The organism is Paraburkholderia sp. TE9906 (assembly GCF_056279605.1).
The window spans coordinates 1-24,281 of the sequence record NZ_JBWCCT010000028.1 but is presented as its reverse complement, the minus strand read 5'-3'; the positions used below and the strand labels follow the sequence as shown (position 1 = coordinate 24,281).

Below are 24,281 nucleotides of genomic sequence, written 5' to 3'. Positions count from 1 at the left end.
GAAGAGGCTGGACGCGTCGGCGCTACCACCCGTCTGGATCGTGGAGGAAACACCGGAGGGCGCCGATCCAGAGATCGGGCATGTTCGCTTTGGAACCCGGCAGCGGTGATGCCTCGCGCTTCAAGAGCCGCAACCCGGCTTTCGATCTGGCCGGCATCGTGGCCGCAAAGGATTTTTAACCCGTGTTACGTAAGCGTGGGGCTCCTGGTCGAGCCTTCCCCGTGAGCCGCCGATCATTCGCGGCACAGAGCACTACGGGTGACGCGGGATTGTAGGGCTGGCGGCAATCGCAGGAGACGATGGTTGAAATTGGCGAGCAATGCCGTAACTGTCAGGCAGCTGGCGATGATGTCAAGCACGGGTCATCGACGCGACTGGCATCGGCGATGTCCCGTTTCAATGCGACCCGTGCGATGGCAGCGAGTTCGGTGTCCTTGATGCACAAGGTGCGCTGCGCGTGATGCCGCACAAGCTGACGTTGCACAGGGAAGCTCCGAAGGCGAGACTGAATAGGGGTCTCGGGCCACATGCCAGCTGAAAATCCGACTGACGCATACGTACGGATCAGGGTCGCGATGTCTTGAGCGACGGATGGCTCGCATGCCTGCGCCGCGCTCGCCAGGGCACGTGACGTGGCGCTGACACAAACCGAAGAAACACGGGGATTGAACTTATGCCGCGAGACGACGAAAATTCGTGGAGCCGTCACCGCCGCCAGCTGGGTCCTGGCGCCTTCACTGCAACGAACACCCAGTTCTCAACAAACATGTCCGGATTCCTCATTTATGAATCGCTGACCTCAACGCTCTAACATCGCGGTCAGACACCGGCGCCGAATGATTGCCCCACGTGTTTCGAATGAAGCTCACCACTTCGGCTATTTCGGTCGTAGTGAGTTGGCTGTTGAACGGGGGCATCTTCTGCGTTTTCGCGTTGTCGTTCATCTTCGGGCTTTCGCTGCCTTCCACCACGATCCGGATAACCGAGGCCGGATCGCTGGCCATCACGAGCGGGTTGCCCGCCAGCGCGGGCGCCTTATCGGGTTGGCCTGTCCCATCCGCACGATGACAGCGCGCGCAATAGGAAAGATAGATTCCCGCGCCCGGACGCTCCAGTTCGCCGCTCTCCACCGCCCTCGCCGTCAACCTTCGTGCATGCGGGTTGTTGTCGAATGTGCCGCTCACGTTCCGCGCGGGCAGCGACTTCAGAAACACTGCAATCGCATGCAGGTCGGCATCGCTTAGATATCGGGTGCTGTCGCCTACCACTGGCGCCATCGCGCCGAAGGCGGTGGCGCGCGCGCCATGTCCGTCGCGCAGGAACGCCGCGATGTCATCCTGGGACCAGCGCCCTAGGCCGCTGCCCGGATCGCCGGTAAGATTCGGCGCAAACCAGTTGTCGTTAAGGCCTCCGGTGAGGTAGTGGTCGCTGTTGAAGTCGTAACCCAATTCGTTGTAGGCAAGCCCACGGGGCGTATGGCACGCGCCGCAATGCCCGAGTCCTTCGACCAGATACGCTCCACGATTCCATTCGGCGCTGCGCTGCGGATTGGGAACGTACTGTTCGTGATTGCCGAACAGATGGCTCCAGAAAAACATCGCCCAGCGCTGGTTGAACGGAAACGGCAGCCTGGTCTCGGGAGCATGGTTAGTCGACGGCTTCACGCCATGCATGAAGTACGCGTAAAGCGCAGTGACGTCGTCGTCGTTCAGCTTCGCGAACGACGGATAAGGCATCGCTGGATAAAGCCGCGTGCCGTCTGGCGTCTTGCCCGAGCGCAGCACGTCGGCGAACTGGCGAAGCGTATAGCGGCCGATGCCGAAGGTCGGATCAGGCGTGATGTTGCTCGCGTAGATCGGACCGAACGGCGAGTTGACCGGCATGCCGCCCGCGTACGGGGTCTTGTCGGAGGCGTCGTGGCAGGCGGAACAGTCGCCCGCCTTGGCGAGATACTCGCCGCGCGCGATCAGCGCGCGATCGCTTGTGAGCGCTGAACTGGCGTCGAGTCCGGCGAGACGTTCCGAGCCGGTCTCTCTCTGGCAACCGGACAGCAGTCCGGTCGCACAGATGACTAGAAGCAACGGGAGCGCGCACGGCAGCCTTATTCTTTTCATCGCGTCAGTACCATTTGCCGCACGGCCCGACCAGCCAGGGCGCGAGCCATACGAAGATCACGCCGACGAAAAAGCCTGTGCCGACCAGCGTACTGCATAGCGCAATGAAGCGGACCCGACTCAAATCGTCTCCACGCAACTGCTTCGGCGTGCGCAACGCTTCATGATGATGCGCATGTGTGTGCGCGTCGGGTTCGCGCGCGACGCGTCTTGCTAGCATCAGGCCATACCACGCGAACCCCGCGCAAGGCGTGGCCAGCACCAGCGCGACAAGCGAGATCACGAACATCCACGTGTCGAAGCCGCTCCATAACGGCGCTGCGCGCGGTGCGCTGACGCCGTAACAGGCGCTCGCCGAAAGCACTTCGGAGACGATCACCTGCAATAGCCAGACACCCGGAGTCCCGAACAGTCCGGCGATCGCGCAAGCCGCTAGCAGTTTGCGCCGCGGCGACACTGTTTGGGGAGCGGCGAGATCCGATGCAGACATGACTAGCGCCCCCGGAGGATGAACGGCGACAGATACAGCGTCGAGAAGATGAACAGCCATACTACGTCGACGAAGTGCCAGTACAAGCCGCCGATCGTGATCGGCGCAATGCGTTTCGCGTCCAGATAACCGAGCGCGATCCACAGCGTCATCACCGCCAGCACGATCAGCCCGACCACCACGTGCGCCATGTGAAAGCCAGTGATCGTGAAGTATAGCGAGCCGTACAGATGCGCGGTCATCCCGTACGGGTGGTCGTTCCATTCCTTCACCTGGATCAGCAGGAACACGATGCCGAGCGCGATCGCGGTCAGCATCAAGCCGATCGAGCTGCGCTTGCGGCCTTTCCTGAGCACGCGCTCCGCAAGCCATACGAACACGCTGCTCGACAGCAGGAACGCGGTATTGAGTCCGCCGATGCCGACCTTGGGCATCCCTTCGGGTGGCCACGCAAGATGCGTTTGCGACTCGGAATACAGATACGTGAAGATCAGATAGCCGAACAGACACGCTTCGGTGGCGACCAGTGTCAGCACGCCCCACCACCCGCCCGAGTGCTCGCCCGCGCTGCCGACCGGCAACGTCGCGTCGAAGTCCTGCGTGAGGTCGGCCCGCGCACCCGGCGGCGGCGGTTCGCGTTGCGCGAGCGCGCGGCGTGGCCACAGCCATGCGAGCATCGCCGCCCCGCATGCGATGCTCGCGACGACGGCGAAACTGGGACTGCGAATCAGCAGTGCGACGAAGAACAGCGCGCTGAACACGCCGAGCAGGAACGGCGTATAGCTGTCCTCCGGCATCTTCAGGATCACGTCAGCGTTGCCGCCGAGCGGCGATACGCCGAGCGTTTCGCGGCCACGATGCAGCAGATAGCCCCGGGCGAGACTCGAGCGTTCGGCACCTTCGTCGAGTAGCATGCGGTCTTCCCACAATGGATGGCGCGACGCAATCATCGGCAGCACCGCGAAGTTGTACGGCGGCGGCGGCGATGGCACCGACCATTCGAGGCTCGAAGCATCCCACGGATTTGAGCCGGCGCGCGCGCCACGGCGGGCCGAAATCAGCGCGTTGCCGATGAACATCAGGACGCCGGCGCCGAACACGAACGAGCCGATGGTGGTCAGCATGTTGCTCAGATCCCAGCCCATGCCGTCGGGATAGGTGTAGACGCGCCGGGGCATGCCGAGCAGTCCGGAGATATGCATCGGGAAGAAGCCGAGATTGAAGCCGATCAGCACGACCCAGAAGGTCAGCTTGCCGAAGCGCTCATTCATCAGCCGGCCGGTGAACTTCGGAAACCAGTAGGCAATGCCGCCCAGCACCGGAAACACGTTGATGCCGAGCAGTACGTAATGCAGATGCGCGACCACGAAGTACGTATCGTTGAGCTGCCAGTCGAGCGGCACCGCGGCGGTCATCACACCCGATACGCCGCCTATCACGAACATCAGCACGAAGCCCGCGAAATACAGGAACGGCGTCCTGAAAACCGGACGGCCGAGCCAGATCGTCGCGATCCATGCGAACACGGCGACCGCACTCGGCACCGAAATCAGCATGCTGGCCGCGCCGAAAATCGCCAGTGCGAGCGGGGGCAGGCCGGTCGCGAACATGTGATGAATCCACACTTCGAAGCCGATCAGCATCGTCGCGACGGTCGACACGGCGACTGCCGCGTACGCGACCAGCGGCCGGCGGCAGAAGGTGGGCAGCGCGTCGGACACGATGCCCATTGCGGGCAGTACGACCACGTAGACCCACGGATGCGCGAACATCCAGAACAGGTGTTGCCACAGGAGCGGCCGGCCGTCGCTCGCGACGTCGAAGAAGTGGGTGCCGACGTTGCGGTCCATCCAGAGAAGGAAGAACGCCAGGCTCACGGCCGGCACCGCGAACAGGTTCGCGAACGAAGCGGTCAACGTGCCCCATACGATGATCGGCAAGCGGTTGATCGACATCCCGTCCGCACGCATCCGGAACAGCGTGACGACGAAGTTCGCGGCGCCGACGGTCGTCGAGATGCCGAGCAGCACCATACCGAGCGCGTACACGTCGATGTTCGGGCCGCGGTTGTAGTCGAGCGAGGCGAGCGGCACGTAGTTGAACCAGCCCGCGTTGGGCGCTTCGCCGAGCGGGAAGCTCGCGTACAGGAACAGACCGGCGAACAGGAACACCCAGTACGACAGCGCGTTCAGACGGGGAAACGCCATGTCGCGCGAGCCGAGCATCAGCGGCCACAGGTAGTTCGAAAAGCCGCTTAGCACCGGCAGCGCATACAGGAAAATCATCGTCACGCCGTGCATCGTGAACAGCTGGTTGTACTGGTCCGGCGTGAGCAGCGTCTCGTTTGGCCGCGCGAGTTGCAGGCGCATGACCAAAGCCTCGACGCCGCCGAGCAGCAGGAACACGAACGCGGTGACGATGTAGCGCAGGCCGATCTGCTTGTGGTCGACCGTCGTGAGCCAGCCGCGCCAGCCGCGTTCGGTTTCCCACAGATCGTGCAGGCGACGCTCCTCGTCGGAGCCCGGCCTCACCTCGCCGATCTCCGGTTCGCGGCGGAAAGTGACTGGCCCGAGTGAGGCGGCCGGGTTCTCGCTTCCTGTGGCGGACATGTCGGGTTCCTTCAGTTGAGGGTCGCGAGGTAGGCCGCGAGATCCCGGCCGTCGGCCGGGCTCAGTGCGATGTCGGGCATCAGCGCCTGCGGTTTGATCTCCTGCGCATGCGCGATCCAGTCCATCACGTTGTGAGGCGTGTTCGGCAGCGTGCCCGCGGCGATCAGCCGGCGGCTCAGCAGATGCGTGAGATCGGGCGCCTGCACGCCGGCCGCGTCGCTGCCGCGCACCGTGTGGCAACCGGCGCAGCGGTCCATGAAGACGTGCTGGCCGTGCACCGCGTCGGCGCTCGTGGGCGCATCCGCCGCCCGAGCTTGCGCGGTGAACCATCTGTCGTAGTCCTGCTGGCTTTCGGCGATCACTTCGAACGCCATGTGCGCATGTTGCGCGCCGCAATACTGCGTGCACTGGCCGCGATAGACGCCCGGCTGATCGGCCTGAATCCACTGCCGGTTGATCTGGCCGGGAATGTTCTGCGTCTTGCCGGCCAACGCCGGCACCCAGAATGCGTGAATCACGTCCGCGCTTTTCAGATTGACCTGTACCGGCTCGCCGACCGGGATGTGAATCTCATTCGCGGTCGTGAAGTGCTGCGGACCGTTCTCGCCGTAGTCGACTTTCCACCACCAGTCGTACGCGGTGACGGTGATCGTCAGCGCCGGTTCGCGTGCTGGCGAGGCCACCGCCGCTAGCACCCACAGCATGTAGACCAGAGCGGCGAGCAGGAGCGCGGTCGAGATCAGCGTGCCGATCAGCACCGCGCGGCCGCCGCCGCGCTCGGTAATCGCTTCGCCGCCCGCGCCGTTCTCCTCGATCGATGCGCGTCGGCGGAACACCGCGATCAGCAGCAGCACCGCGATCACTACGCACACGGCGACGCACAAGGTGGTCAGCGCCCAGCCCAGGATGAACACGGGCCGCGACGCGGGACCGGCGCTGTGCAGGATGTACGCGAGGGGAGTGGACTGGAGGCTCACGTCGGCGCCTGGTGGGTCTACAGCTCGCCGCGCGCTGCGAGCGCCTTGATGCGGTCGGCGGTGCGCAGCGCTATCGCCTGAATGGTCAGCGAAGGATTCACGCCGCCCACAGTTGGAAACACCGAGCCATCGCAGACCCACAGGTTCGGTATATCCCAGCTTCGGCAGTCCGCGTTGACCACGCTGGTCAAAGGATCGTCGCCCATGCGCGCGGTGCCGTTCAGGTGGCAGGTGTCATCGCTTTCGCGCCAGATCTCATTGCCGCCAGCAGCTCCGAGGGCCTGTTCCATGAAGTCCAGTGAATGGGCGATCAGCCGTTTGTCGTTATCGCACAGCGAATAGGTCACCCGCGCCACGGGCAGACCGTACTGATCTTTTTCGTCGGCGAGCGTCACACGGTTGCGTTCCTGCGGCAGCATCTCGCCGACGATCTTCAACCCGGCCTGATGGTTGTACTTCTGCATCTCGCTGGCTAACGCATCGCCCCACAAGCCACGGCCGTTCTGTACGCTCGCCCAGCCGGCGGGCAATGGTCCCTGGCTCATATAGCAGTAGCCGCCGAAAAAGTCCTTGCCGGTGTCCTTGTAATTCCAATGTTCGGTGATCGCGAGCGACGGCGGCCCCTTGTACCAGCGGATTTCCTCGTCGAACGTGCCGTAGACGGCCTGGTTCGACTGCGCCATCAGGTTTTTGCCGACGAGGCCCGAACTGTTTGCAAGGCCATCAGGGAAACGGCCATTTGCCGACATCAGCAATAGACGCGGCGTTTCGATCGCATAGCCTGCCACGACGACATGCCTGGCGCGCTGGAACTGCCAGCGGCCTTCGCGCAGATACTCGACGCCCGTTGCGAGCCCGGCGCAGTTCATGGCGATGCGCCCGACCATTGCCAGATCGCGTATTTCGGCACCGGCGCTTACCGTGCGAGGAATCCACGTGACCAATGCGCTCTGCTTGGCATTGGTCGCGCACCCCGAGGTGCAGAAGCCACGGTACACGCAGGGATGCGCTTTCCCGCGCGGCGCCGACAGCGTCGCCAAAGGGGTGGCCGTCCAGTCGATGCCTAGCGCCTCGGCACCGCGTGCGAGCACGAGCGCGGCGGCATTCAATTCATGCGCGCGATACGGGTACCGAGGCCGCTTCGGCCCCCACGGATAATTGACCGGACCCGAGATTTTCAGTGCGTCCTCGACCTGCGCGTAGTAGCGCCACATCTCTTGCCAGTCGAGCGGCCAGTCCGCGCCATAGCCGAGCACGCTGCGCGACTTGAACCACTCCGGACGAAAGCGCAGCGACACCATCGCGAAGTGCACCGTGCTGCCGCCAACGGCCTTGCCGCTATTGTTATTGCCGAGCTTGAGCGGGTTCTCGCCGTCGCAGATGCGTTCGTCGGTCCAGTAAAGCTTTGCCTGATGGCTTTCGTCGGAGGCGAACTCTTCAAGTGGACGCCACCATGCACCGGCGTCGAATGCGACGACCTTGAAGCCCAGCTCCGCGAGCCGGCAGGCGAGCGTACCGCCACCCGCACCCGTGCCGACGATCGCGAAGTCGACCTCCTCGTCATTCGGATACTCGCGCATCGGCACCCAGCCGCCACGTTCGAACACATCGGGAGCGCGGCCGTTCCTGCCGCGCGGATGATGCTGGGCTTCATCGAGCACGCTGGTTCTCCTTGCGGGCCTTGTCTTCCTGGCCGGGTTCCGCTTCAGCGGCTTCCCACGGGTCGCGCCGATCGTAATACAGGCGTACGTAGCCCCGCGGATTGGCCGGCCCTCCGAAGCCGATTTCGCTCCATGCGTGCGGGTGCGAGTAGTACGTGCTGCAGATGTCATGCAGCAGGCGTTCGGCGAAGAAAAGATTTGCGGGCATGCCGGCCCATGTGTCGCCTGTGAGTTCGCCGCGCTGCATCGATTCGAGCAGTGCGACCTGGGTGGCCTTTTCGAGGCTTGCAAACGGTAGTTCGTGACGTGCGCGGCTCTCGGCATCCAGCGCCGCGAGGCCGGTGCGCCATGCCTGCTGAAGCGGCGGCAGGCGCGCGTCGCGATAGCCGTCGCCGGCATTTTCCGTGAGCTTCGCGTCGACCAGCAGCGCAAGCGGGACCACCGGCAACGCGTTTGCCTGCGGCACGATGCAGGCGCACAAAGCACGTACCGCTAGCCACTCGACGGCGTTAAAGAAATGCGGTTCAGCGGGCGTCGCGAGCCGTTGCGCGATTACCGTGCGGGTCGCGTCGTCCCATGATGGTGTGTCACGCTTGTCGAGTACGTCGTAGCCGGGGTAGCGGGTGACCCTGGACTTCTGATTCGCGTCTCTCATGTTTCGCTCTCTCTGAGTCGCAGCGCCGCGAGGCCGGCCAGCGCCAGCGCCGAAAAGCTCGGTGGTGCGGGTAACGGTGGTCCGCTAAAGAGATTCTGGCTCCAGTTGCGCCAGCCGCCTTGCCGACGAGCAATGCCGCGCGCGTGGAAGCCGGCGCCGACGAAGCCGAGCGCGGTCGTAACCCGCAGCCAGAGCCGCGTGAACCAGCGCTCGCGTGGCACGCCGAGCGCAGCCTGAGCTAGCAGGGCCGCAGCGAGCGGCGGCACGACGACCGGCGCATACATCGCACGATGCTGGAACGCGCCGCGAAAATGCAGTAGCGCGACTTCCCCGACCGTCCCGACCAGGCCCGCGCTGACTAGCAGGCCAAGCGCGCGACCGGCCGGCATGCCGAGCAGTTGTGGTTCGTGCGCGGGCTCGTCGCGCAACTGTTCGGCGACGGCGCCCAGCGCGCCAGAGAGCAGCAGTGCCATCGGCGCACCGATGGGCGCCGCATGGAACAGGTTGTTCCAGCTCCAGGCGCCTGGCCGCTTCGTGACGTTGTAAAGATGGAAACCCGTACCCGCAACTCCCGCAACGGCCGCAGCCAGATAAATCGCGTGGCGTAGCTGGTGCGTCTCCTGCCGATGATCCCGCCCGCCGTGCAGACCGGCCAGCAGAGAAAGCGTGGCAGCGACGAGCGGCGTATACATCGCGGGGTTGTCGAACGAGCCACGATAGTGCTCCATTGCGCTATCGGCGAGTACGGAGAGCGCAAGCAGCGCGGAACTGTGATTAAAGCGTCGGGCTGCATCGATGTGGGTCTGGACGCCGGATGGCCGAAGCACGGGCAACAAAGCGGATCGCGAAGGCGCGGCAAAGTTGCTCGCACTCAGGGCGCGCTCTATCGCGCCAGTCGTTTCGACACCGGCGCCGTCGCGTTTCACCCGCAGCGCAAATGCGGTCACTGCTGTCACGCCCGCCACCGCGCACAGCAGCCCCGTAAGTCGTTGAGCACTCATGGACGAGGATTCCTTCGTTATTCGATCTGATACGCCGCAGCGTCGCGAGATTTGAATTCGAGTCCGCAACCGGGGCGCGTCAGGTCGGGCGCGATGGCCCCGTCTATTGCGCGCGGCGCGCCGTCGAACAGCATCGACTCGATCCGCACGTGATCGTGAAACCATTCCTGATGACGCAGGCGCGGCACGGCGCACGCAACGTGCACATGCAAGGCGGGCGCGCAGTGAGCCGACAGCGGCACGTGAAAGGCATCGCAGAGATCGGCGGCCTGCATGAAGCCGGTGATGCCGCCACAGCGGCTCACGTCGGCCTGAAGAACATCGACCGATTGCGCCGCCAGCAGGTGCCGGAAGTCGTCGAGCGTGTAGCCGTATTCGCCAGCGGCGATCTCCATGCCGGCCGGCGCGTGCTCGCGCACGAAACGCAAGCCGGCGGTGTCGTCCGAAGAGACCGGTTCTTCGAACCACTCAACGCGCTGCTCCGCGAAACGTTGAGCCCAATGTAACGCCTGCTGCGGTGTGAACGCGCCATTGGCGTCCACGAAAAGTCCCGCATCGCCAATCGCCGCGCGCGCCGCTTCCACGCGCCCGGGATCTTTCTGCGGCTCGGTCCCGATCTTGATCTTGACCCAGCGGCAACCATCGCGCTCCACCCAGCCGGCTAGCTGCTCGCGCATCTGTTTGTCGCTGTAAGTGGTGAAGCCGCCGCTGCCATAAAGCGGCACGGATTCGCGCGCCGCGCCGAGGAGGCGCACGAGCGGCACGCCAAGCAGTTTCGCTTTCAGGTCCCACAGCGCGCAATCCATCGCTGAGATCGCCGTGGCCGCCAGACCTGAACGCCCGAGATTGCGTACCTGACGCTGCATGCGCTGCCAGACAGCGCGAATATCCCATACGTCGCTGTGCAGCACGCATTCGCCAAGCGTGTCATGAATCAACGTGACAAGGCTTTTATCGCTATACGTGTAGCCGATGCCGGTTTGCCCGGCAGCGTCCACTTCGACGACGACCAGTGTGGTCGCCTTCCACGCGAAGGTGCCGTCCGCTTCGGGCGCGTCGGTCGGAATGCGGTAGGCACTCGCGCGTAGTCCGTTCACGGGCGCTTGCGCCGCGTCGCGGGTTGCGGTGCGATCTGTCATGTCGGCACGCTTACTTGTCGTGATGACCGGGGAGGACTGCGCCGAGCACCTGTTTGGCCGTTTCGACGATCACGTTGCCTTCGTTCGGATCGCCCTTCATCAACGTGGAAGCAAACGCCTTGGCCTGCGCAAGCGTGATATGCGGCGGCAACGGTGCGATATTCGGATCGGCTTTGACTTCGATGACGACCGGACGATCAGCGGCCAGTGCTTCGTCCCACGCGGCACCCATCTGTTCGTCGTTGTCGACATATATGCCTTTGAGTCCGATCAGTTCCGCAAACTTGTGATACGGCACGGACGGGATATCCTGCGATGCTTCGAACTTCGGATCGCCTTCCATGGCGCGCTGCTCCCATGTCACCTGATTGAGGTCCGAGTTGTTCAGCACCATGCAGATCCAGCGCGGATCGGCCCAGTCTTTCCAGTACTTGGACACCGTGATCAGTTCCGCCATGTTGTTCATCTGCATGGCACCGTCCCCAACTAGTGCGATGACGGGGCGTTCGGGGTACGCGAACTTGGCTGCGATCGCATAGGGAACCGCCGCGCCCATCGATGCGAGGCCGCCTGAGAGCGAACACATCATGCCGCGCTGGATCTTCAGATCGCGTGCGTACCAGTTCGCGCAGGAGCCTGAGTCGCTGGTCACGATCGAGTTAGCCGGAATACGCGTGGACAATTCCCACACGGTGCGCTGCGGATTGACCGCGTCCTTGCCCGCTTCATGTGCGCGCTTTTCGAGCGTTTTCCACCAGCCTTCCGTCCAGCCTTCAATCTTCTTGCGCCATGCACGATCCTTGTTCTCTTCGAGAAGCGGCAGCAGTGCACGTAACGTCTCGACACTATCGCCAACGAGATTGACTTCCATGGGGTAGCGCAGACTCAGCATGTCGGCCTTCAGGTCGATCTGTACGCCCCGCGCGGCACCTTCCTTCGGCAGAAATTCCGAGTAAGGGAAGCCCGAGCCGATCATGAGCAGCGTGTCACATTCCATCATGAGGTCATAGCTTGGCTTGGTGCCGAGCAGACCGATGGAGCCGGTCACCCATGGCAGATCGTCCGGCAGCACCGCTTTGCCGAGGAGCGCCTTGGCAACGCCCGCACCGAGTTTTTCGGCGACGGCGATGACTTCGTCCGTTGCGTGCAGTGCGCCGGCGCCCACGAGGATCGCCACTTTCTTGCCAGCATTGAGCACCTCCGCGGCCTGCTGCAGATCGTCGGGATAGGGCACGAGACGCGGCGCGCGATAACCGACGCCCGAATGGAGCGTACCGTGCTTGCGGCCCGGCGCCTCATAGGGCAGATCCTGCAAATCGTTCGGGAGAATGATCGCCGTGACCTTACGCTCGGCTAGCGCCGTGCGGACGGCCCGGTCGACGAGATGGCGCACCTGCGCAGGGACCGAGGCCTGTTCGACGAAGGCGCCGGCGACATCCTTGAACATCGAAGCGAGATCGAGTTCCTGCTGGTAGTAGCCGCCCAGCGCCGCTCGCGCCTGCTGACCCGCGATGGCGAGCACGGGCATGTGATCCATTCTCGCATCGTAGAGGCCGGTGATCAGATGCGAAGCGCCGGGCCCCGACGTCGCGATGCAAACGCCGAGCTCGCCGGTAAATTTCGCGTGAGCCGACGCCATGAAGGCGGCCATTTCCTCATGGCGCACCTGGATAAACTCGATCGGCTGGGTGGGATTGCCGGACTTTGATTTCCTGGCCTCGGACTGGGCACGGTTGAGTGCGCCAAAGACACCGTTGATCCCGTCACCGGGATATCCATAAATGCGCCGGACACCCCATGCCTGAAGCCGCCCGATAATAAAGTCACCTACGGTTTGTGCCATCTCAGTCTCCCGATCGTCATGCTGGCATAAACGAGCCGCACCACGTCAGGTCCGCAAGTATCGTTCCGCGTTATTGCAAACCGTAATCTTCGCGATTTCCGCTGAATGTAGTAAGCGCAAACAGCGCCCGTGAGTTCGCAATGAAGCGTCATTTAAGGACTGAAGCGCATTGGTTCGGCGTCACCGGAAGTCGCAGCGTGGCTACGTTTCTCCTCGCTCGTCTTCTCCCACTATGACCGTCGTCAACGACGCGAACCTGAAACGCGGCACGTCGAGATTCTGCGGTGCGGGCTTGTCTTTAAAGACGCGGCCGGCCAGGTCGTACGTCGAGCCGTGACATGGGCATAGAAAGCCGCCTGGCCAGCTATCGGGCAGGTTCGCCTGTGGCCCTGCTTCGAAGCGCGGGCGCGGCGTGCACCCGAGATGCGTACAAACGCCCACAACGACAAGAAGGTTCTGATGGTCAGCGCGCGAGCGATATTCGTTTTTGCAGTAGTCAGGCATCGGCATCGAGAACGGCCGCTCGGTCGACGGATCAGCGACCATGGAGTTCGCGATAACGACTGCTCTGAGCATTGCTGATGTGCGATTGACAAGAAAAACGGGCACTCCGCGCCACGCGACTGTAATCATGGCTCCTGGCGGCAGCCGACTGATATCGACCTTGATGGGCGCACCTGCAGCCCTGCTTTTCTCCGACGGCTCCCTTGAGGCCACGAAAGACAGCAGGGTTGCAGCGCCCGCCATCCCGCCTGCGATTGAAGTGGCGACCAGCCACTGGCGGCGGCTGATATCTTCATGCGGAAACCAAACAGATTCCATCTCCTGCTCCCGAAACCGATCCCGGGCTTAAAGACGGTTTGATCCGGAATTGAAGTGCGAGTTCGTGGGCCCAATCGTTCTCACCTACTTCCGCTGCCTGACCGAACGATCAACGCCCTGCATCAGGGCCGGCAGAAAACCACTCGTGATTTCGCCATGAATGAAAGCATGCCGGTAGTGAGTCGCATTGCGACCAGATGTGCACATGTGCGAGATTGGTTTCAAGGTACGGGCGCTTCCGGAATAGTTCGCGCGAGGCTTCGCGGCGTAAACGGCCCGCTTGGGCGAAATGGATGTCAGATGTTACTGCGCATCGGATGGCACAGCGCGAGACTGTGAACGCATGGGAACAAAAACTGCTCTGTGACGGGTTACTGGTAGCGGACCGTTTGCATGCGCGCTGCTCGCACGTTCTTACCCGGCCCACTTATTCGCGCGTTTAAAAGGAATATCTTATGTCCAGGATCGTCGTGGTGACAGGAGCCGGTGCGGGTGTCGGACGTGCAACCGTCGCGGAGTTTGCCCGGCACGGATATGACGTCGCGTTGCTTTCGCGTGATAAAGGTCGGATCGATCGGGCCGCCGCTGACCTGAAAGCGTCGTATGGCGTACGGGTCCTCGCCATACCGACGGACGTGGCTGATGCCGAAGCTGTCGAGTCGGCCGCCTCGCTGGCCGAGCGGGATCTGGGACCAATCGATGTATGGGTCAACGTTGCAATGGCCACGGTGTTTGCGCCGGTCTCGAAGCTCACCGCGCAGGAGTTTGAGCGGGGCACCAGGGTCACTTATCTGGGCCAGGTGCACGGTACGATGGCGGCACTTTCGCGCATGCGCACGAGAAACCGCGGGACGATCGTCAACGTTGGCTCGGCACTAGGATATCGATCAGTGCCGCTCCAGTCGATCTATTGCGGAGCCAAGTTCGCCGTGCGCGGCTTTACGGATGCACTGCGGTCCGAAATCATTCATGACGGACTGGACGTCCACCTGACGATGGTTGACCTGCCCGCTGTCAATACCCCGCAATTTGATTGGGCGTTAAACAAGATGGGGAAAAAGGCACAGCCAGTGGCGCCTATTTATGAACCGGAAGTGGCCGCGCGAGCCATTTTCTTTGCGGCAACACACCGGCGCCGTGAGGTCTGGGTGGGGTTTCCCACCGTCAAAGCGATCCTCGCGAATCGCATCGCTCCAGGGCTAATCGACAGGTATCTCGCAAGCGCCGGCTACAAAGGGCAGCTTACTGATGAGCCACTCGCCCCCGATGCCCCTGCCAACCTCTTTGAACCTGTGCCTGGCGACTATGGTGCTCACGGCCGTTTTGACAGCCGGTCGAGGACGACAAGCTGGGAAATGTTTACCAACAGGCATCGCAACGCTTTCTGGGCGGTGACGGGTGTCGCGATATTGGGCGGGATTAGCGTCCTGATTGGCAGGAAACGCGAGAAATAAAATCGACGCGGAAACAGAATCCGGCGCCGTTGCGGCTGGCGACAGGGGAGCGGAGCGTGAGCAAGCTGATTGAAGATTATGCCCTGCTGGGGGACGGTGAGACCGCTGCGCTGGCGGGTAGGGACGGTTCGATCGACTGGTTATGCTGGCCGCGTTTTGACGACGACGCATGTTTTGCGGCGCTGCTCGGGACAAACGACCACGGCCATTGGTCGCTTGCACCCGTGGGCGACGTAACCGGCCAAAGCCGCCGCTATCAGGAAGACACGCTGATCATGGAAACAGACTTCCAGACGGCGGACGGCGAGGCAAGAATCATCGATTTCATGCCGGTGCGCAAGACTTTTTCATCGCTTGTGCGTATCGTGACCGGATTGCGGGGAACCGTAAAAATGCGCAGCACCTTACGCCTGCGTTTCGACTACGGTGCGTTGCCCCCATGGAGTGTTGCTGACAGCGATGACATGATCGCGAAGGTCGGCCCGAATCTCATTGTATTGCGCGCGCCGCTAAGGCTGAACGTGACTTCCGACTCCACCGGGGCAGATTTCGACGTCTCGGAAGGACAGCGAATCGCTTTTGTCCTGAGTTATGCCCGTTCGGACGAAGGACCACCGGAGCCTATAGATGCCGAGGCGGCGCTTGCCTCGACCCAGCATTTCTGGCGCGACTGGATTGGCCGCTTTGATAATTCGAAAACCGACTGGCCGTTTCAGGTCCGGCGCTCCCTGATAACACTCAAGGCATTGATTCACCGGCGCAGCGGTGGTCTGGTCGCGGCGCCTACCACGTCGCTTCCCGAGGCGCCTGGCGGCGAAATGAACTGGGACTATCGCTACTGCTGGCTGCGCGATGCAAGTTTTACCCTCACAGCGTTACTGAATGCCGGCTACCACGAAGAAGCGGAGGGCTGGCGAAACTGGTTACTTCGCGCCATTGCAGGCTCGCCCGATAACATGCGGATCATGTATCGTGTTGACGGCGCACGGCACCTCCCCGAGTGGACTGTGGACACGCTGCCTGGTTACCGGTTCGCGAAACCTGTGCGAATCGGCAACGCGGCATCGACGCAGCACCAGCTCGACGTCTATGGAGAAGTGCTTGACTGCCTCGACCTCGCCAGACGGGGCGGGGTCCCATCATCAGACCAGGAATTCGCTATTGAAGAGAGACTTGTCGAGCATCTCGAGGCAGTCTGGCAGACGGTCGGATCGGGAGTGTGGGAGTCACGAGCGGAACCGCGCCACTATACTTATTCAAAAGTCATGGTATGGGTTGCATTCGACCGCTTCGTGAGTCGCCACTCAACGAGCGATCTCGTTAGTCGTGAGATGCTGGACCGGATCACAGCGCTGCGGCAGACGGTGCACGACGAAATCTATCAGGAAGCCTGGAACGAGGGGCTTGGCACATTCACGCAACACTATGGTGCACAGACACTGGATGCTAGTCTTTTGCTCCTGCCCCTGGTCGGGTTCCTGCCGGTAGAGAATCCCCGTATGGCCTCAACAATTGCAACGATTGAGCGGGAACTCGTGGAAGGGGGATTGGTTCGACGCAAAAAGGCGAATGCCGATGGGCCCAACGAGGGGGCGTTTCTTGCGTGCTCCTGCTGGATGGCCGAATGCATGAAATTGCAGGGCCGCGATCGGGAAGCTCGCGAGCAGTTCGAGCGACTACTTGCCGTCGCTAACGATTTGGGGCTGTTTGCTGAGGAATACAACGTGCCGGCCCGCAACCTGGCGGGCAATTTCCCGCAGGCGCTAACCCATCTTTCGGTTGTCAACGCTGCACTTGCTCTAAGTGGGCCTACGCTACGACGGGGCGGCAAGGGATTCAGGGAATAACCTTAGTGGTCCGTGCGGCTCTTCCATGAGCGGGGGGTGACTAGCTCCTGTCACCTGATGTCCTTGCACGACAATGACCAGAGGTTTGGATATTCACGCGACCAGTTGCCAGAAATGGCCAGTTGGGCCTGTTTCAACGGGAGTTCGTCGGCGCAGACGCAACGCCGCAAGAAAACCGTGAAGCGGCGCTTACGGCGCTCTCCGTCGTCGCCTTCCCAGGGAAGGACGTCAAGATTCTCGCGTGCGTCCGGCGAGCCCCCCAGCAGCACCGGCATGCGGAAATCCAGCGCATAGTGGGAGGCCAACGACGGTGCGATACCCTGTTGTTCAAGGAGTTTGTCTTTCAGACGGATCCGGACGTCAATAGACGGCATCACCTGAGCAAGGTAGCCTTGGTGGCAGATTGTCGACGCGGTTGTCTCCTGGGACACGCGTGCGTCGAGCCAGGCTGGCTGCCCGGCGTACGAAGCGGCCGCGCATGGCAATTGCGCGAGTAAAAGCAACGCCGCAACTCTGAGCACATGGAAAAGATGCCGATCTTGATCTGTCAATCGAGGGTCCCTTGCGAACTCTCCACCGCGACTGCGGCGCGAATCGCGGAGGAAGGCAATACCATGCGAAAAACATAGTTTAGCCGCTAAGGCGCGCGTTCAAAAGCTCGCTGCGCGGGCGGCCTCGCGGTCCGCGCACCCGCGGCGGCCAACGCCGGGCCGCCCCGCGCCCTGCATGCGACGAATTTTCACTTGGCGATTGCTCGGGCGGCCGCACCGCTGTCCGGATTTCTTGAAACGAGATTGCCAGATTCCGGCGATGCCTTCAGATCTACCTGGTCATCCCGGGCGCTGTCCTGCACCTGTTTCACGGTTTCATTGGCTTCATTGTACTGTCCCGCTGAATGCAGTCCGGTCGCCGCGTCTACATCCGGTCTGCCTGAGGGTACGATTGCCATTGCGTAGGGCACTTTGGTATCAGTCAGTCTGAGTACATGCATGGCGGTGCCGGGTGTGCTCTTTTCAACCGTTCGTTCGCGGATGCTACCGCGGTGGCTTGAGACGGCGCGGAGGCGAAAACCCCTGTGACAGTCAGATCCACGCCGTCTGCCAGCCAGGAAACCGGAGTCAAGATTTTTGCGAAGCGGCCTCCGATGTCATTGACCATGGAGACTTAAGATCGGACTACGCCTTTATGTCTCCGCGTGGTCTGCGTGTGCCGCTTTGTCCGATTTCTGCGCATGCCTCTGGTCATGCTTTGTCGCCCGCGCCGGACGGCCGCGGAAAATGGCAGGCCTGGCCTGCTGGTTTTGGTCGAAGGCTTGGCAGGCCGTGGGCGACAGTCTACCGATGTCCGTCACCGAACTCGCGGGCGACTTCGTGCCATTCGCACTTCCTATCCTGAAGGGGCAGTGCGACGTCGGCGACAATTTCGATGATTCGAATCGTCCGCCGATGCTGTGCTCGCACAGCTCGCTACAGACAAGTCTCACAGCGTATGTCACAGAGTGACATATAATGAACAGAGCGCTGTTCCTGTGCACCTGGCGTCACTGTGGCAGGCCTATGTCACGGTGTCCGCGGATGTTGCAATCAGACATTGGAGGAGAGTGATGGTCATCAACAATGACTTCGAATTCGGCTATCTGGTGATCGCCTTCGGATTTCTTGGAATCATTCTGTTGGGTAGCCTCCTTGCCGCGCTTCACCTCGATCGGTGGCACCCGAAGCTGATCGGCGCTATTGTTGGGGCCCTCCTGGGGGTGGCCCTGATCGAGGCCGTGCCAATGTTCACTTAGCCGTCACACTGGCACGGCGACACGGTGCGCCCGATCGTTCAGGAAAAGCCGATGTCAACGCCTTTCGATCGCATTCTTCTGCGTTATGACGCAACGCCTGAAGGACAACACGCGTTGCGTTGCGGCGCTGCATTGGCCAGTCAGTTGGGGGCAGAGACACACCTGTTGTCCATTCTCGGGCTGGCCTGGTGGCCAGCCGGTTACGACGCCTTTTCATCGATGAAGTTCGACGTCGACGAGGACGCCGCGAAAGAGATACTCGAGGACGGTATCGCGAAGCTCGCGTCATGGGGCGTTACTGCGACCGGGCATTTTTCGGTGGGAAGCGTCGCTGAACAGATCGCTAACCTGGCCAACTCCCTCAACGCCGACCTGATTGTTATTGGTCATCGACACAGGGTTTCGTGACTCGCTGGCTGGCGGGGGGCAGTCACCTCGAACTGCTCGAGCGCGTGTCCTGCGGCGTACTCTTTGAGGTGGTCGGATAGAAGTGGAGAGGGTGGTCGGATTTGCAATGCTGACAGCGTCACTCAGGTCGCGGGCCACACAAAGATGACATGCTGGGCATTTTCAGGACTCCCTTGATCGCGGTTTGCTGAAGGCCGCCAACGGGCGGCCTGGCAACATGCCATTTGCCATTTGGTGAAAATGAAAGGACCGACCGACAATACGCCGAGTGGACTGATTCCATACGCGTCTACCTCGACAGCCGCGACACCCGTCGAGTAAGCGAGATCTTCGACGATGCCATGTTGAGCGGCTTCAGCCCGCACTCGCCTATCCCCGACAGAGGTCATAATGTTCGACACAGACGCCGTGAGGCCAGATTGTGGGGCCGCACGGACAATGGATGCGCCGGCGCAAAAGCAGGAGACGCCGAAAAAAACAACGGTCGTCGCGCGGTGCCCCAAGAATAGCGTCGGCATGTCATGTTCCGTGATAAGGCACAACGCGATCGAGAGCAAAGACGGGGCAAGCGCCGCAACTTCCACTACTCGCTACCGGAGCGAAAGGGCCGCGGTTTTCGGGGTGCTCATTTCGAGTTGGCGAGCATAGTTCTGCCTAAAGCCCCCATAGAATGTCCGCGTTGTGTTTGCTCGCTTCACGCATCATATCCAGTAGCGGCCACGCTCGTTGTCCGAGCCCTCGATGGTCTTCACCTACAGTGCGACCGTGTGCGTCCGGCACGTGGTAAAGCGATTCGAGCGCAACGTCCGCCTGCGCTTCTTCGGAAATCGCTGTTTCGAGACGGTCAATCGCTCGAGGCAGCTCATTGTGCTGAATGACGCCTCTTGATCCGAGATGCTTACCTATGAGGTTTAGCAGGTATTGAGCAAGATTCTTGAGCATGACCACGTCGGGCGCGGCAGGTGACCGGAAGGTGATCAGCATGATGAAGTCTCCTAAACGAACGCGGGGCAGCAATCATGTCCTTCACCGCAGCTCGTATCTGTCCAGCACAACTGGGACCGCCCACGCGCTGACGGTGTGGGCCAACGGACTCGCGGGCACACATGAAAACCTTCTGGCTACCAATGCCATGCGGCCTGCTGTATGGCTGACGACAATCCGCGAGAACGAAGGCCCCCTGAGTGCCCCGCCTACGGCCGACCATACTTGCGTACAGGCTCACATGAGCTTGCGTCAGGTGCAGTCAAGGAAGGTCTTGATTGGAGTTTATGTCACATCATGACTAATGTAAATATTCTCAGATGTGCCGGATGTCTTTGTCTCGTCGTGTGCGACCGAAATCCGGTTTGCGACTGGCTGAACACTGGCGAGCAGCATATGGGCACGGCCCCCCCGACGACTGAAGGGCGGCTCGGGTCGTTCATCTCGTGGGAAAAGTGCTCAACGCGCGGTCCACGTTGCCGCGTGCCAAGCCTATCTTGGCACAGCCGCGGCCCGAGAAGCCGCTCGGAACCTGGTATTATTTGCTGACCGGCGTCCAGCCAAATCCCTGTCCACGAAGTTGTTGGCCGGCGTGCGCACTGTGGAAGTCCAGCTTTTGCAGCGACGGAGGGACGAGATTGCGTTTCGACAAAGAGGGCGGGCTGTACGGGATCCGTGATACCGCTGCTGTCACAGTGGGGGCACCGTTGCTTCTGACGGGATCGACGGTCGCGGGGTCGGTCATCCCGATCAGCAGGATATGCCCCGGCGCTGCAACAGCAGCGGTGCTGACGGCTAGTGCTGAGAGCGCGGCGCCCAAGGCAATAATGAAGGATTGCATCTTTCTCCTGCGGGTCGAACGCTGATTTCGCGCCATCTGGAAGTCGGTCGTCCCGTTCATGGAGATTGTTAGTCGCCATGGACGCATGGCCTTCCTGGTCCGCACCATTCGCGGATAAGTGGTCGCAGCGTGTACGGGCAAAAATTATAGGTCATGGAGTGACACATTTCCAGCTTCGATGTTGATACAGGAGAATAAAGCAATGGTTTCCAGAAAGCGTGCGGAGACTGATGAGCTAACGAAAGCGGAGCTGCAGGAGTTATCCGATTTTCGCTATCAGCTGCGTCGATTTTTGCGTTTTTCGGAAGAGATAGTTCATGCTGAAGGCATTACGCCGCTGCAATATATGTTGCTTCTTCACATCGGCGGCTTCCCGGAGCGGGACTGGGCGACCGTGGGTGAACTGGCCGAGCGCTTGCAAGCGTCATCGCATGGCACGGTTGCGCTGGTTTCCCGCTGCGAAGCGGCAGGTCTTGTCGCGCGTAGACCCAGCGCAGAGGATCGACGGCAGGTCGAAGTACACCTCCTAAAGAAAGGAGAACGATGCCTCGCGAGGCTCGCGTTGTTGCATAAGACCGAAGTCCAGTCGGTAGGATGGGCGTTCAAGACTGGACCCGAGAATCCTTGACGCAGCGTCCTTACGACACGCCAACAGGTCAGTGAATTGCTGGGAGCCGGCTGATGGGTTCGCGCCCCGGAATCGACCTGCGTTCTGTTTCTGGTAGCAATCAGTTTCGTACTCTACGCTGTGTAGTACAGCTGCAGCAGAGAAAGGTCCGCAAAGCAGATGGCTGACGATGCACCAGGCGACCTGGCCAACGTCTCGGTGGTGTTTAGTCGCCGTCATGGGTCGGCAACGCAAAAGCAACGCACGCTACCGTCCGCTTCGCCCGGGATACGTCGGGCGCGTTGATGCCAATCGTGAACGAGGCAGGTCGTGATAACGGGCGCTCATGTTAGACGATACCGCGACCGGGTCGGCACGAATGAACTCGACCAATTGGCTGCAGTCCTCAGCTCTGAGGTGCTGAGTGAGGTTCGCTTGAATGGTCAATGACGCAGCGGCGTCGCGTGAAGCACTAACGACCTGGCGCTTCGATAGGGGCAAGTCATGAATGACGGATCCGATCGGCCTAAAAGCACGGCGACTATCAGCTCGCGCCACGTCAAGGTGTCGCCGGTGCAGCCCCAGCCGGCAATGCAGCATGAAGACGATTCCATCGCTCCAGTGGGTCTGCGCTGGCTGTGTGTGCTTGCTTTCGTAGTGGGGATCGTGACGGGGCTGGGAGCTGTCGTGTTCCGAAGCCTGATCGGGCTTGTTCACAATGCGTTCTTTCTCGGGCGTTTCTCGTTTGCCTATGATGCAAGTCATTTCACGCCTGCATCGCCCTGGGGCGTATTTGTCATTCTGGTACCCGTAGTGGGCGGCATGGCGGTGACGTGGATTGTGAGTACGTTTGCGCCCGAAGCGAAAGGGCATGGCGTTCCCGAGGTCATGGACGCGATTTACTACAAGCGCGGCGTGATCAGGCCCGTAGTGGCGGTCGTGAAATCGGTTGCGTCTGCGTTAGCAATCGGTTCGGGCGCCGCGGTCGGACGCGAGGGCCCAATCATCCAGATCGGTTCCGCGCTTGGTTCGACGCTGGGACAACTGGTCAGAATGACGGCGGGTCAGCGAATAACGCTTGTTGCGGCGGGTGCCGGTGCCGGGATCGCTGCAACTTTCAACACGCCGATTGGTGGCGTGCTGTTCGCCACTGAACTGATGATGCCAGAGATCAGTGTCAACACGTTTTTGCCCGTGGCACTGGCTACAGGGACAGCGACGTTTCTCGGTCGCCTGTTCTTTGGAGCGGCTCCAGCGTTTTTTGTCCCGGCGCAACTGGGCGCGATTCCGAACGAGCCGGGCAGTGTTCTCACGCTCATTCTTTATGCGCTGCTGGGCGCGCTCACCGGAGCGGCCGCCGCGCTGCTGATCCGCTCGCTGCACTGGGCGGAAGACGTGTTCGACCGTGTGCCGGGGCGTTATCGCCGCCACGCGCTCGGCATGCTGATCGTCGGTGTAACGATGTATTTGCTGTGGCGTTATGCGGGGCATTACTACATCGAGGGGGTCGGCTACGCCGCCATTCAGGCGACCCTCTACGGTCAACTCCAGGGCGGCGGATTTCTGTTGCTGCTTGCCCTGTGCAAGACGCTCGCGACTTCTGTCAGCCTCGGATCCGGTTCGTCGGGCGGCGTGTTCTCGCCATCGCTTTTTATCGGTGCCGCACTGGGCGCCGCTTTTGCGTCCTTTATTGCAGCCACTGTACCGGGCGCACCGGTCAGTGCGCCGGCCTTTGCGATGGTCGGCATGGGCGCGATGGTAGGCGGCGGCACGGGCGCCGCCATGACCGCCGTCGCTATGATCTTCGAAATGACGCGTGACTACGACATCGTGTTGCCAATGATCATTGCTGTTGCATTCAGCCTCGGCGCGCGCCGGCTTCTCTCTCCCGAAAGTATCTACACGCTCAAGCTCGTGCGGCGCGGTCATCCGATTCCCAACGCCCTGCACGCCAACATGTTTCTCGTTCAAAACGCGTCCCAGATCATGGAGACCGATGTGCTGGTGCTTGACACGCGGGTACCGTTTCGCGACCTGCTGACTCGCCTTGACGGGCCCGCCTTCCGGCATGTCGTTGTCACCAGACAGCAGGAGATCTACGGTGTCTTGCGTATCAATACAGGGCTGCGGCGCGCAGTCAGTCAAAGCGAATCGAATATAGAGCTCGGGACGCTGGCGCAGCGCAATTTCATCGTGGTCCAGGAGAAGGATGTTGCGTTCGACGTCATATCCAGGCTCTCGAAGCAACATGCAGTAATGGCTGTGGTGGTCGGACGGCGCGACGGGCCCGGTCCGCTTCGTGTGCTGGGCGTGATAGCGAAAGAGCACATTGCCGACGCCGTAGCCGGAAGCATCCGCATTTTTCCCGGCTGAGTCCTGGCGCCATCACTCATACGAGCGTTGGCTCCGCCATGCTGGCCCGAGATCGCTGTCGATGAAGGAGGAAATGATGAAACTGGTACACGACGTAGACGTGGCATGGAGGCGACTCGGTAAGTTTCTGCATCTCGACACCTTCAGGCACGCCTTCGAGGTGGAAGCGGATACTGCCGGGCCAGGCACGGAGACAGAGTGGGTGATCGTCTACCGGACAGCGCAGGGATTTTGCTGTATCTACCGTGGTGCCGCAGTGGAGTTTCAGGACATGCTCGACGTTCAGATATGGTCCGAGGAAATGGAGGTGCAGACTTACTTCATCGGACTGTAGCGGAGGGCAATGCAGATACCGGCGCGGCAACGGACAGCGCCCCGAATAACAGATTCTGAAGCAGAACGATCTTCCGAGTGGGCATGAGTCAGGGCAGCCCCGCATGAAGTGTCGTGGGGCGACCTTTTTGAAGCCCGGTAGCGATGCCGGGCTTTTTTCGTGGCAGCAAAATTGAGAATTTTTTCGTCGCCAGATGACTACCGAGGTTAGGTTCTCTGTGGAATGCGCTGGACAGCGGGCGTAAGCGGCTCGGCTGGGCCGTGTCCTCACGCGCGCGCGAGTGAGGCATGATGGTGATGGCGTGTTGGAGTCCGTGTAGATCAAGGGAGATCG

22 protein-coding genes are annotated in these 24,281 nt (G+C 61.5%); 7 read left to right on the top strand and 15 right to left on the bottom strand.

Annotated features, from left to right (window positions below; genetic code table 11):
• Positions 1-779 precede the first annotated feature (779 nt).
• From ACZ9H4_RS36330 to petA, 10 genes are all read right to left on the bottom strand, one after another.
• The gene (locus tag ACZ9H4_RS36330) at positions 780-2,114 is read right to left on the bottom strand and encodes a c-type cytochrome (protein ID WP_476123058.1); all 1,335 of its coding nucleotides are present in this window, start codon (positions 2,112-2,114) and stop codon (positions 780-782) included.
• A 4-nt stretch (positions 2,115-2,118) separates the two neighbouring features.
• Positions 2,119-2,604: a hypothetical protein gene (locus ACZ9H4_RS36325; protein WP_476123056.1), complete on the bottom strand. Its 486-nt coding sequence runs from the start codon at positions 2,602-2,604 to the stop codon at positions 2,119-2,121.
• A gap of 2 nt (positions 2,605-2,606) precedes the next feature.
• On the bottom strand, positions 2,607-5,213 hold the full coding sequence (ctaD, locus tag ACZ9H4_RS36320) for a cytochrome c oxidase subunit I (protein ID WP_476123053.1): 2,607 nt from the start codon (positions 5,211-5,213) through the stop codon (positions 2,607-2,609).
• A gap of 11 nt (positions 5,214-5,224) precedes the next feature.
• Positions 5,225-6,325, bottom strand: coding sequence for a cytochrome c oxidase subunit II (gene coxB, locus ACZ9H4_RS36315; RefSeq protein WP_476123075.1), 1,101 nt, complete (start codon positions 6,323-6,325; stop codon positions 5,225-5,227).
• Entirely contained in the window at positions 6,208-7,851 is a 1,644-nt protein-coding gene (locus ACZ9H4_RS36310) for a GMC family oxidoreductase (RefSeq protein ID WP_476123051.1), read from the bottom strand. Before ACZ9H4_RS36310 ends, coxB begins: the two co-directional genes overlap by 118 nt.
• Positions 7,841-8,506 carry a gluconate 2-dehydrogenase subunit 3 family protein gene (locus ACZ9H4_RS36305; RefSeq protein ID WP_476123049.1) on the bottom strand — a complete coding sequence of 222 codons (666 nt, stop codon included), beginning with the start codon at positions 8,504-8,506 and terminating at the stop codon, positions 7,841-7,843. The genes ACZ9H4_RS36310 and ACZ9H4_RS36305 overlap by 11 nt, the downstream gene beginning before the upstream one ends.
• Positions 8,503-9,507, bottom strand: a complete 1,005-nt coding sequence (locus tag ACZ9H4_RS36300) for a hypothetical protein (RefSeq protein WP_476123047.1) — start codon at positions 9,505-9,507, stop codon at positions 8,503-8,505. Before ACZ9H4_RS36300 ends, ACZ9H4_RS36305 begins: the two co-directional genes overlap by 4 nt.
• 17 nt (positions 9,508-9,524) lie before the next feature.
• Positions 9,525-10,646 (bottom strand): enolase C-terminal domain-like protein, encoded by a 1,122-nt coding sequence (locus ACZ9H4_RS36295; protein ID WP_476123045.1) that lies wholly within the window; start codon positions 10,644-10,646, stop codon positions 9,525-9,527.
• A gap of 10 nt (positions 10,647-10,656) precedes the next feature.
• Positions 10,657-12,489, bottom strand: coding sequence for a thiamine pyrophosphate-requiring protein (locus ACZ9H4_RS36290; RefSeq protein ID WP_476123043.1), 1,833 nt, complete (start codon positions 12,487-12,489; stop codon positions 10,657-10,659).
• Positions 12,490-12,690: 201 nt separating this feature from the next.
• Positions 12,691-13,311 (bottom strand): ubiquinol-cytochrome c reductase iron-sulfur subunit, encoded by a 621-nt coding sequence (gene petA / locus ACZ9H4_RS36285; protein ID WP_476123041.1) that lies wholly within the window; start codon positions 13,309-13,311, stop codon positions 12,691-12,693.
• Between the two features lie 455 nt (positions 13,312-13,766).
• Between petA and ACZ9H4_RS36280 the strand changes: the two genes are divergently transcribed.
• Complete coding sequence (locus ACZ9H4_RS36280) at positions 13,767-14,765, top strand: SDR family oxidoreductase (protein ID WP_476123039.1); 999 nt, start codon at positions 13,767-13,769, stop codon at positions 14,763-14,765.
• Positions 14,766-14,821: 56 nt separating this feature from the next.
• Entirely contained in the window at positions 14,822-16,612 is a 1,791-nt protein-coding gene (locus tag ACZ9H4_RS36275) for a glycoside hydrolase family 15 protein (protein WP_476123037.1), read from the top strand.
• A gap of 50 nt (positions 16,613-16,662) precedes the next feature.
• On the opposite strand, the gene ACZ9H4_RS36270 is transcribed toward ACZ9H4_RS36275, so the two are convergent.
• Together ACZ9H4_RS36270 and ACZ9H4_RS36265 are read right to left on the bottom strand one after the other, a co-directional pair.
• The gene (locus ACZ9H4_RS36270; protein WP_476123035.1) at positions 16,663-17,163 is read right to left on the bottom strand and encodes a hypothetical protein; all 501 of its coding nucleotides are present in this window, start codon (positions 17,161-17,163) and stop codon (positions 16,663-16,665) included.
• Positions 17,164-17,351: 188 nt separating this feature from the next.
• Positions 17,352-17,561 carry a hypothetical protein gene (locus ACZ9H4_RS36265; RefSeq protein ID WP_408329036.1) on the bottom strand — a complete coding sequence of 70 codons (210 nt, stop codon included), beginning with the start codon at positions 17,559-17,561 and terminating at the stop codon, positions 17,352-17,354.
• Positions 17,562-18,215: 654 nt separating this feature from the next.
• Between ACZ9H4_RS36265 and ACZ9H4_RS36260 the strand changes: the two genes are divergently transcribed.
• Positions 18,216-18,401: a hypothetical protein gene (locus tag ACZ9H4_RS36260; protein ID WP_408150516.1), complete on the top strand. Its 186-nt coding sequence runs from the start codon at positions 18,216-18,218 to the stop codon at positions 18,399-18,401.
• 51 nt (positions 18,402-18,452) lie between these two features.
• Positions 18,453-18,809 carry a universal stress protein gene (locus ACZ9H4_RS36255; RefSeq protein WP_476123032.1) on the top strand — a complete coding sequence of 119 codons (357 nt, stop codon included), beginning with the start codon at positions 18,453-18,455 and terminating at the stop codon, positions 18,807-18,809.
• Between the two features lie 654 nt (positions 18,810-19,463).
• On the opposite strand, the gene ACZ9H4_RS36250 is transcribed toward ACZ9H4_RS36255, so the two are convergent.
• Together ACZ9H4_RS36250 and ACZ9H4_RS36245 are read right to left on the bottom strand one after the other, a co-directional pair.
• Positions 19,464-19,793: a DUF1840 domain-containing protein gene (locus ACZ9H4_RS36250; RefSeq protein WP_408150520.1), complete on the bottom strand. Its 330-nt coding sequence runs from the start codon at positions 19,791-19,793 to the stop codon at positions 19,464-19,466.
• 538 nt (positions 19,794-20,331) lie between these two features.
• Entirely contained in the window at positions 20,332-20,634 is a 303-nt protein-coding gene (locus ACZ9H4_RS36245) for a hypothetical protein (RefSeq protein WP_476123030.1), read from the bottom strand.
• A 202-nt stretch (positions 20,635-20,836) separates the two neighbouring features.
• Between ACZ9H4_RS36245 and ACZ9H4_RS36240 the strand changes: the two genes are divergently transcribed.
• The 3 genes from ACZ9H4_RS36240 (at position 20,837) to ACZ9H4_RS36230 (ending at position 23,948) form a co-directional block, all read left to right on the top strand.
• Positions 20,837-21,262, top strand: a complete 426-nt coding sequence (locus ACZ9H4_RS36240; RefSeq protein ID WP_121310382.1) for a MarR family winged helix-turn-helix transcriptional regulator — start codon at positions 20,837-20,839, stop codon at positions 21,260-21,262.
• Between the two features lie 483 nt (positions 21,263-21,745).
• Complete coding sequence (locus ACZ9H4_RS36235; protein ID WP_476123028.1) at positions 21,746-23,614, top strand: chloride channel protein; 1,869 nt, start codon at positions 21,746-21,748, stop codon at positions 23,612-23,614.
• A gap of 100 nt (positions 23,615-23,714) precedes the next feature.
• Entirely contained in the window at positions 23,715-23,948 is a 234-nt protein-coding gene (locus ACZ9H4_RS36230) for a hypothetical protein (RefSeq protein ID WP_476123026.1), read from the top strand.
• Between the two features lie 88 nt (positions 23,949-24,036).
• On the opposite strand, the gene ACZ9H4_RS36225 is transcribed toward ACZ9H4_RS36230, so the two are convergent.
• The coding region (locus ACZ9H4_RS36225) for a hypothetical protein (protein ID WP_476123024.1) at positions 24,037-24,281 on the bottom strand (245 nt) is incomplete at its 5' end.

What these genes read in the sequence shown, in the direction of transcription:
- ACZ9H4_RS36305 (WP_476123049.1), bottom strand. Translation starts at nt 8,506, where the DNA reads ATGAGAGACGCGAATCAGAAGTCCAGGGTCACCCGCTACCCCGGCTAC.
- ctaD (WP_476123053.1), bottom strand. Translation starts at nt 5,213, where the DNA reads ATGTCCGCCACAGGAAGCGAGAACCCGGCCGCCTCACTCGGGCCAGTC.
- ACZ9H4_RS36290 (WP_476123043.1), bottom strand. Translation starts at nt 12,489, where the DNA reads ATGGCACAAACCGTAGGTGACTTTATTATCGGGCGGCTTCAGGCATGG.
- ACZ9H4_RS36240 (WP_121310382.1), top strand. Translation starts at nt 20,837, where the DNA reads ATGGTTTCCAGAAAGCGTGCGGAGACTGATGAGCTAACGAAAGCGGAG.
- petA (WP_476123041.1), bottom strand. Translation starts at nt 13,311, where the DNA reads ATGGAATCTGTTTGGTTTCCGCATGAAGATATCAGCCGCCGCCAGTGG.
- ACZ9H4_RS36300 (WP_476123047.1), bottom strand. Translation starts at nt 9,507, where the DNA reads ATGAGTGCTCAACGACTTACGGGGCTGCTGTGCGCGGTGGCGGGCGTG.
- ACZ9H4_RS36280 (WP_476123039.1), top strand. Translation starts at nt 13,767, where the DNA reads ATGTCCAGGATCGTCGTGGTGACAGGAGCCGGTGCGGGTGTCGGACGT.
- ACZ9H4_RS36325 (WP_476123056.1), bottom strand. Translation starts at nt 2,604, where the DNA reads ATGTCTGCATCGGATCTCGCCGCTCCCCAAACAGTGTCGCCGCGGCGC.
- ACZ9H4_RS36330 (WP_476123058.1), bottom strand. Translation starts at nt 2,114, where the DNA reads ATGAAAAGAATAAGGCTGCCGTGCGCGCTCCCGTTGCTTCTAGTCATC.
- ACZ9H4_RS36260 (WP_408150516.1), top strand. Translation starts at nt 18,216, where the DNA reads ATGGTCATCAACAATGACTTCGAATTCGGCTATCTGGTGATCGCCTTC.
- ACZ9H4_RS36255 (WP_476123032.1), top strand. Translation starts at nt 18,453, where the DNA reads ATGTCAACGCCTTTCGATCGCATTCTTCTGCGTTATGACGCAACGCCT.
- ACZ9H4_RS36295 (WP_476123045.1), bottom strand. Translation starts at nt 10,646, where the DNA reads ATGACAGATCGCACCGCAACCCGCGACGCGGCGCAAGCGCCCGTGAAC.
- ACZ9H4_RS36265 (WP_408329036.1), bottom strand. Translation starts at nt 17,561, where the DNA reads ATGGCAATCGTACCCTCAGGCAGACCGGATGTAGACGCGGCGACCGGA.
- ACZ9H4_RS36245 (WP_476123030.1), bottom strand. Translation starts at nt 20,634, where the DNA reads ATGCAATCCTTCATTATTGCCTTGGGCGCCGCGCTCTCAGCACTAGCC.
- ACZ9H4_RS36250 (WP_408150520.1), bottom strand. Translation starts at nt 19,793, where the DNA reads ATGCTGATCACCTTCCGGTCACCTGCCGCGCCCGACGTGGTCATGCTC.
- ACZ9H4_RS36235 (WP_476123028.1), top strand. Translation starts at nt 21,746, where the DNA reads ATGAATGACGGATCCGATCGGCCTAAAAGCACGGCGACTATCAGCTCG.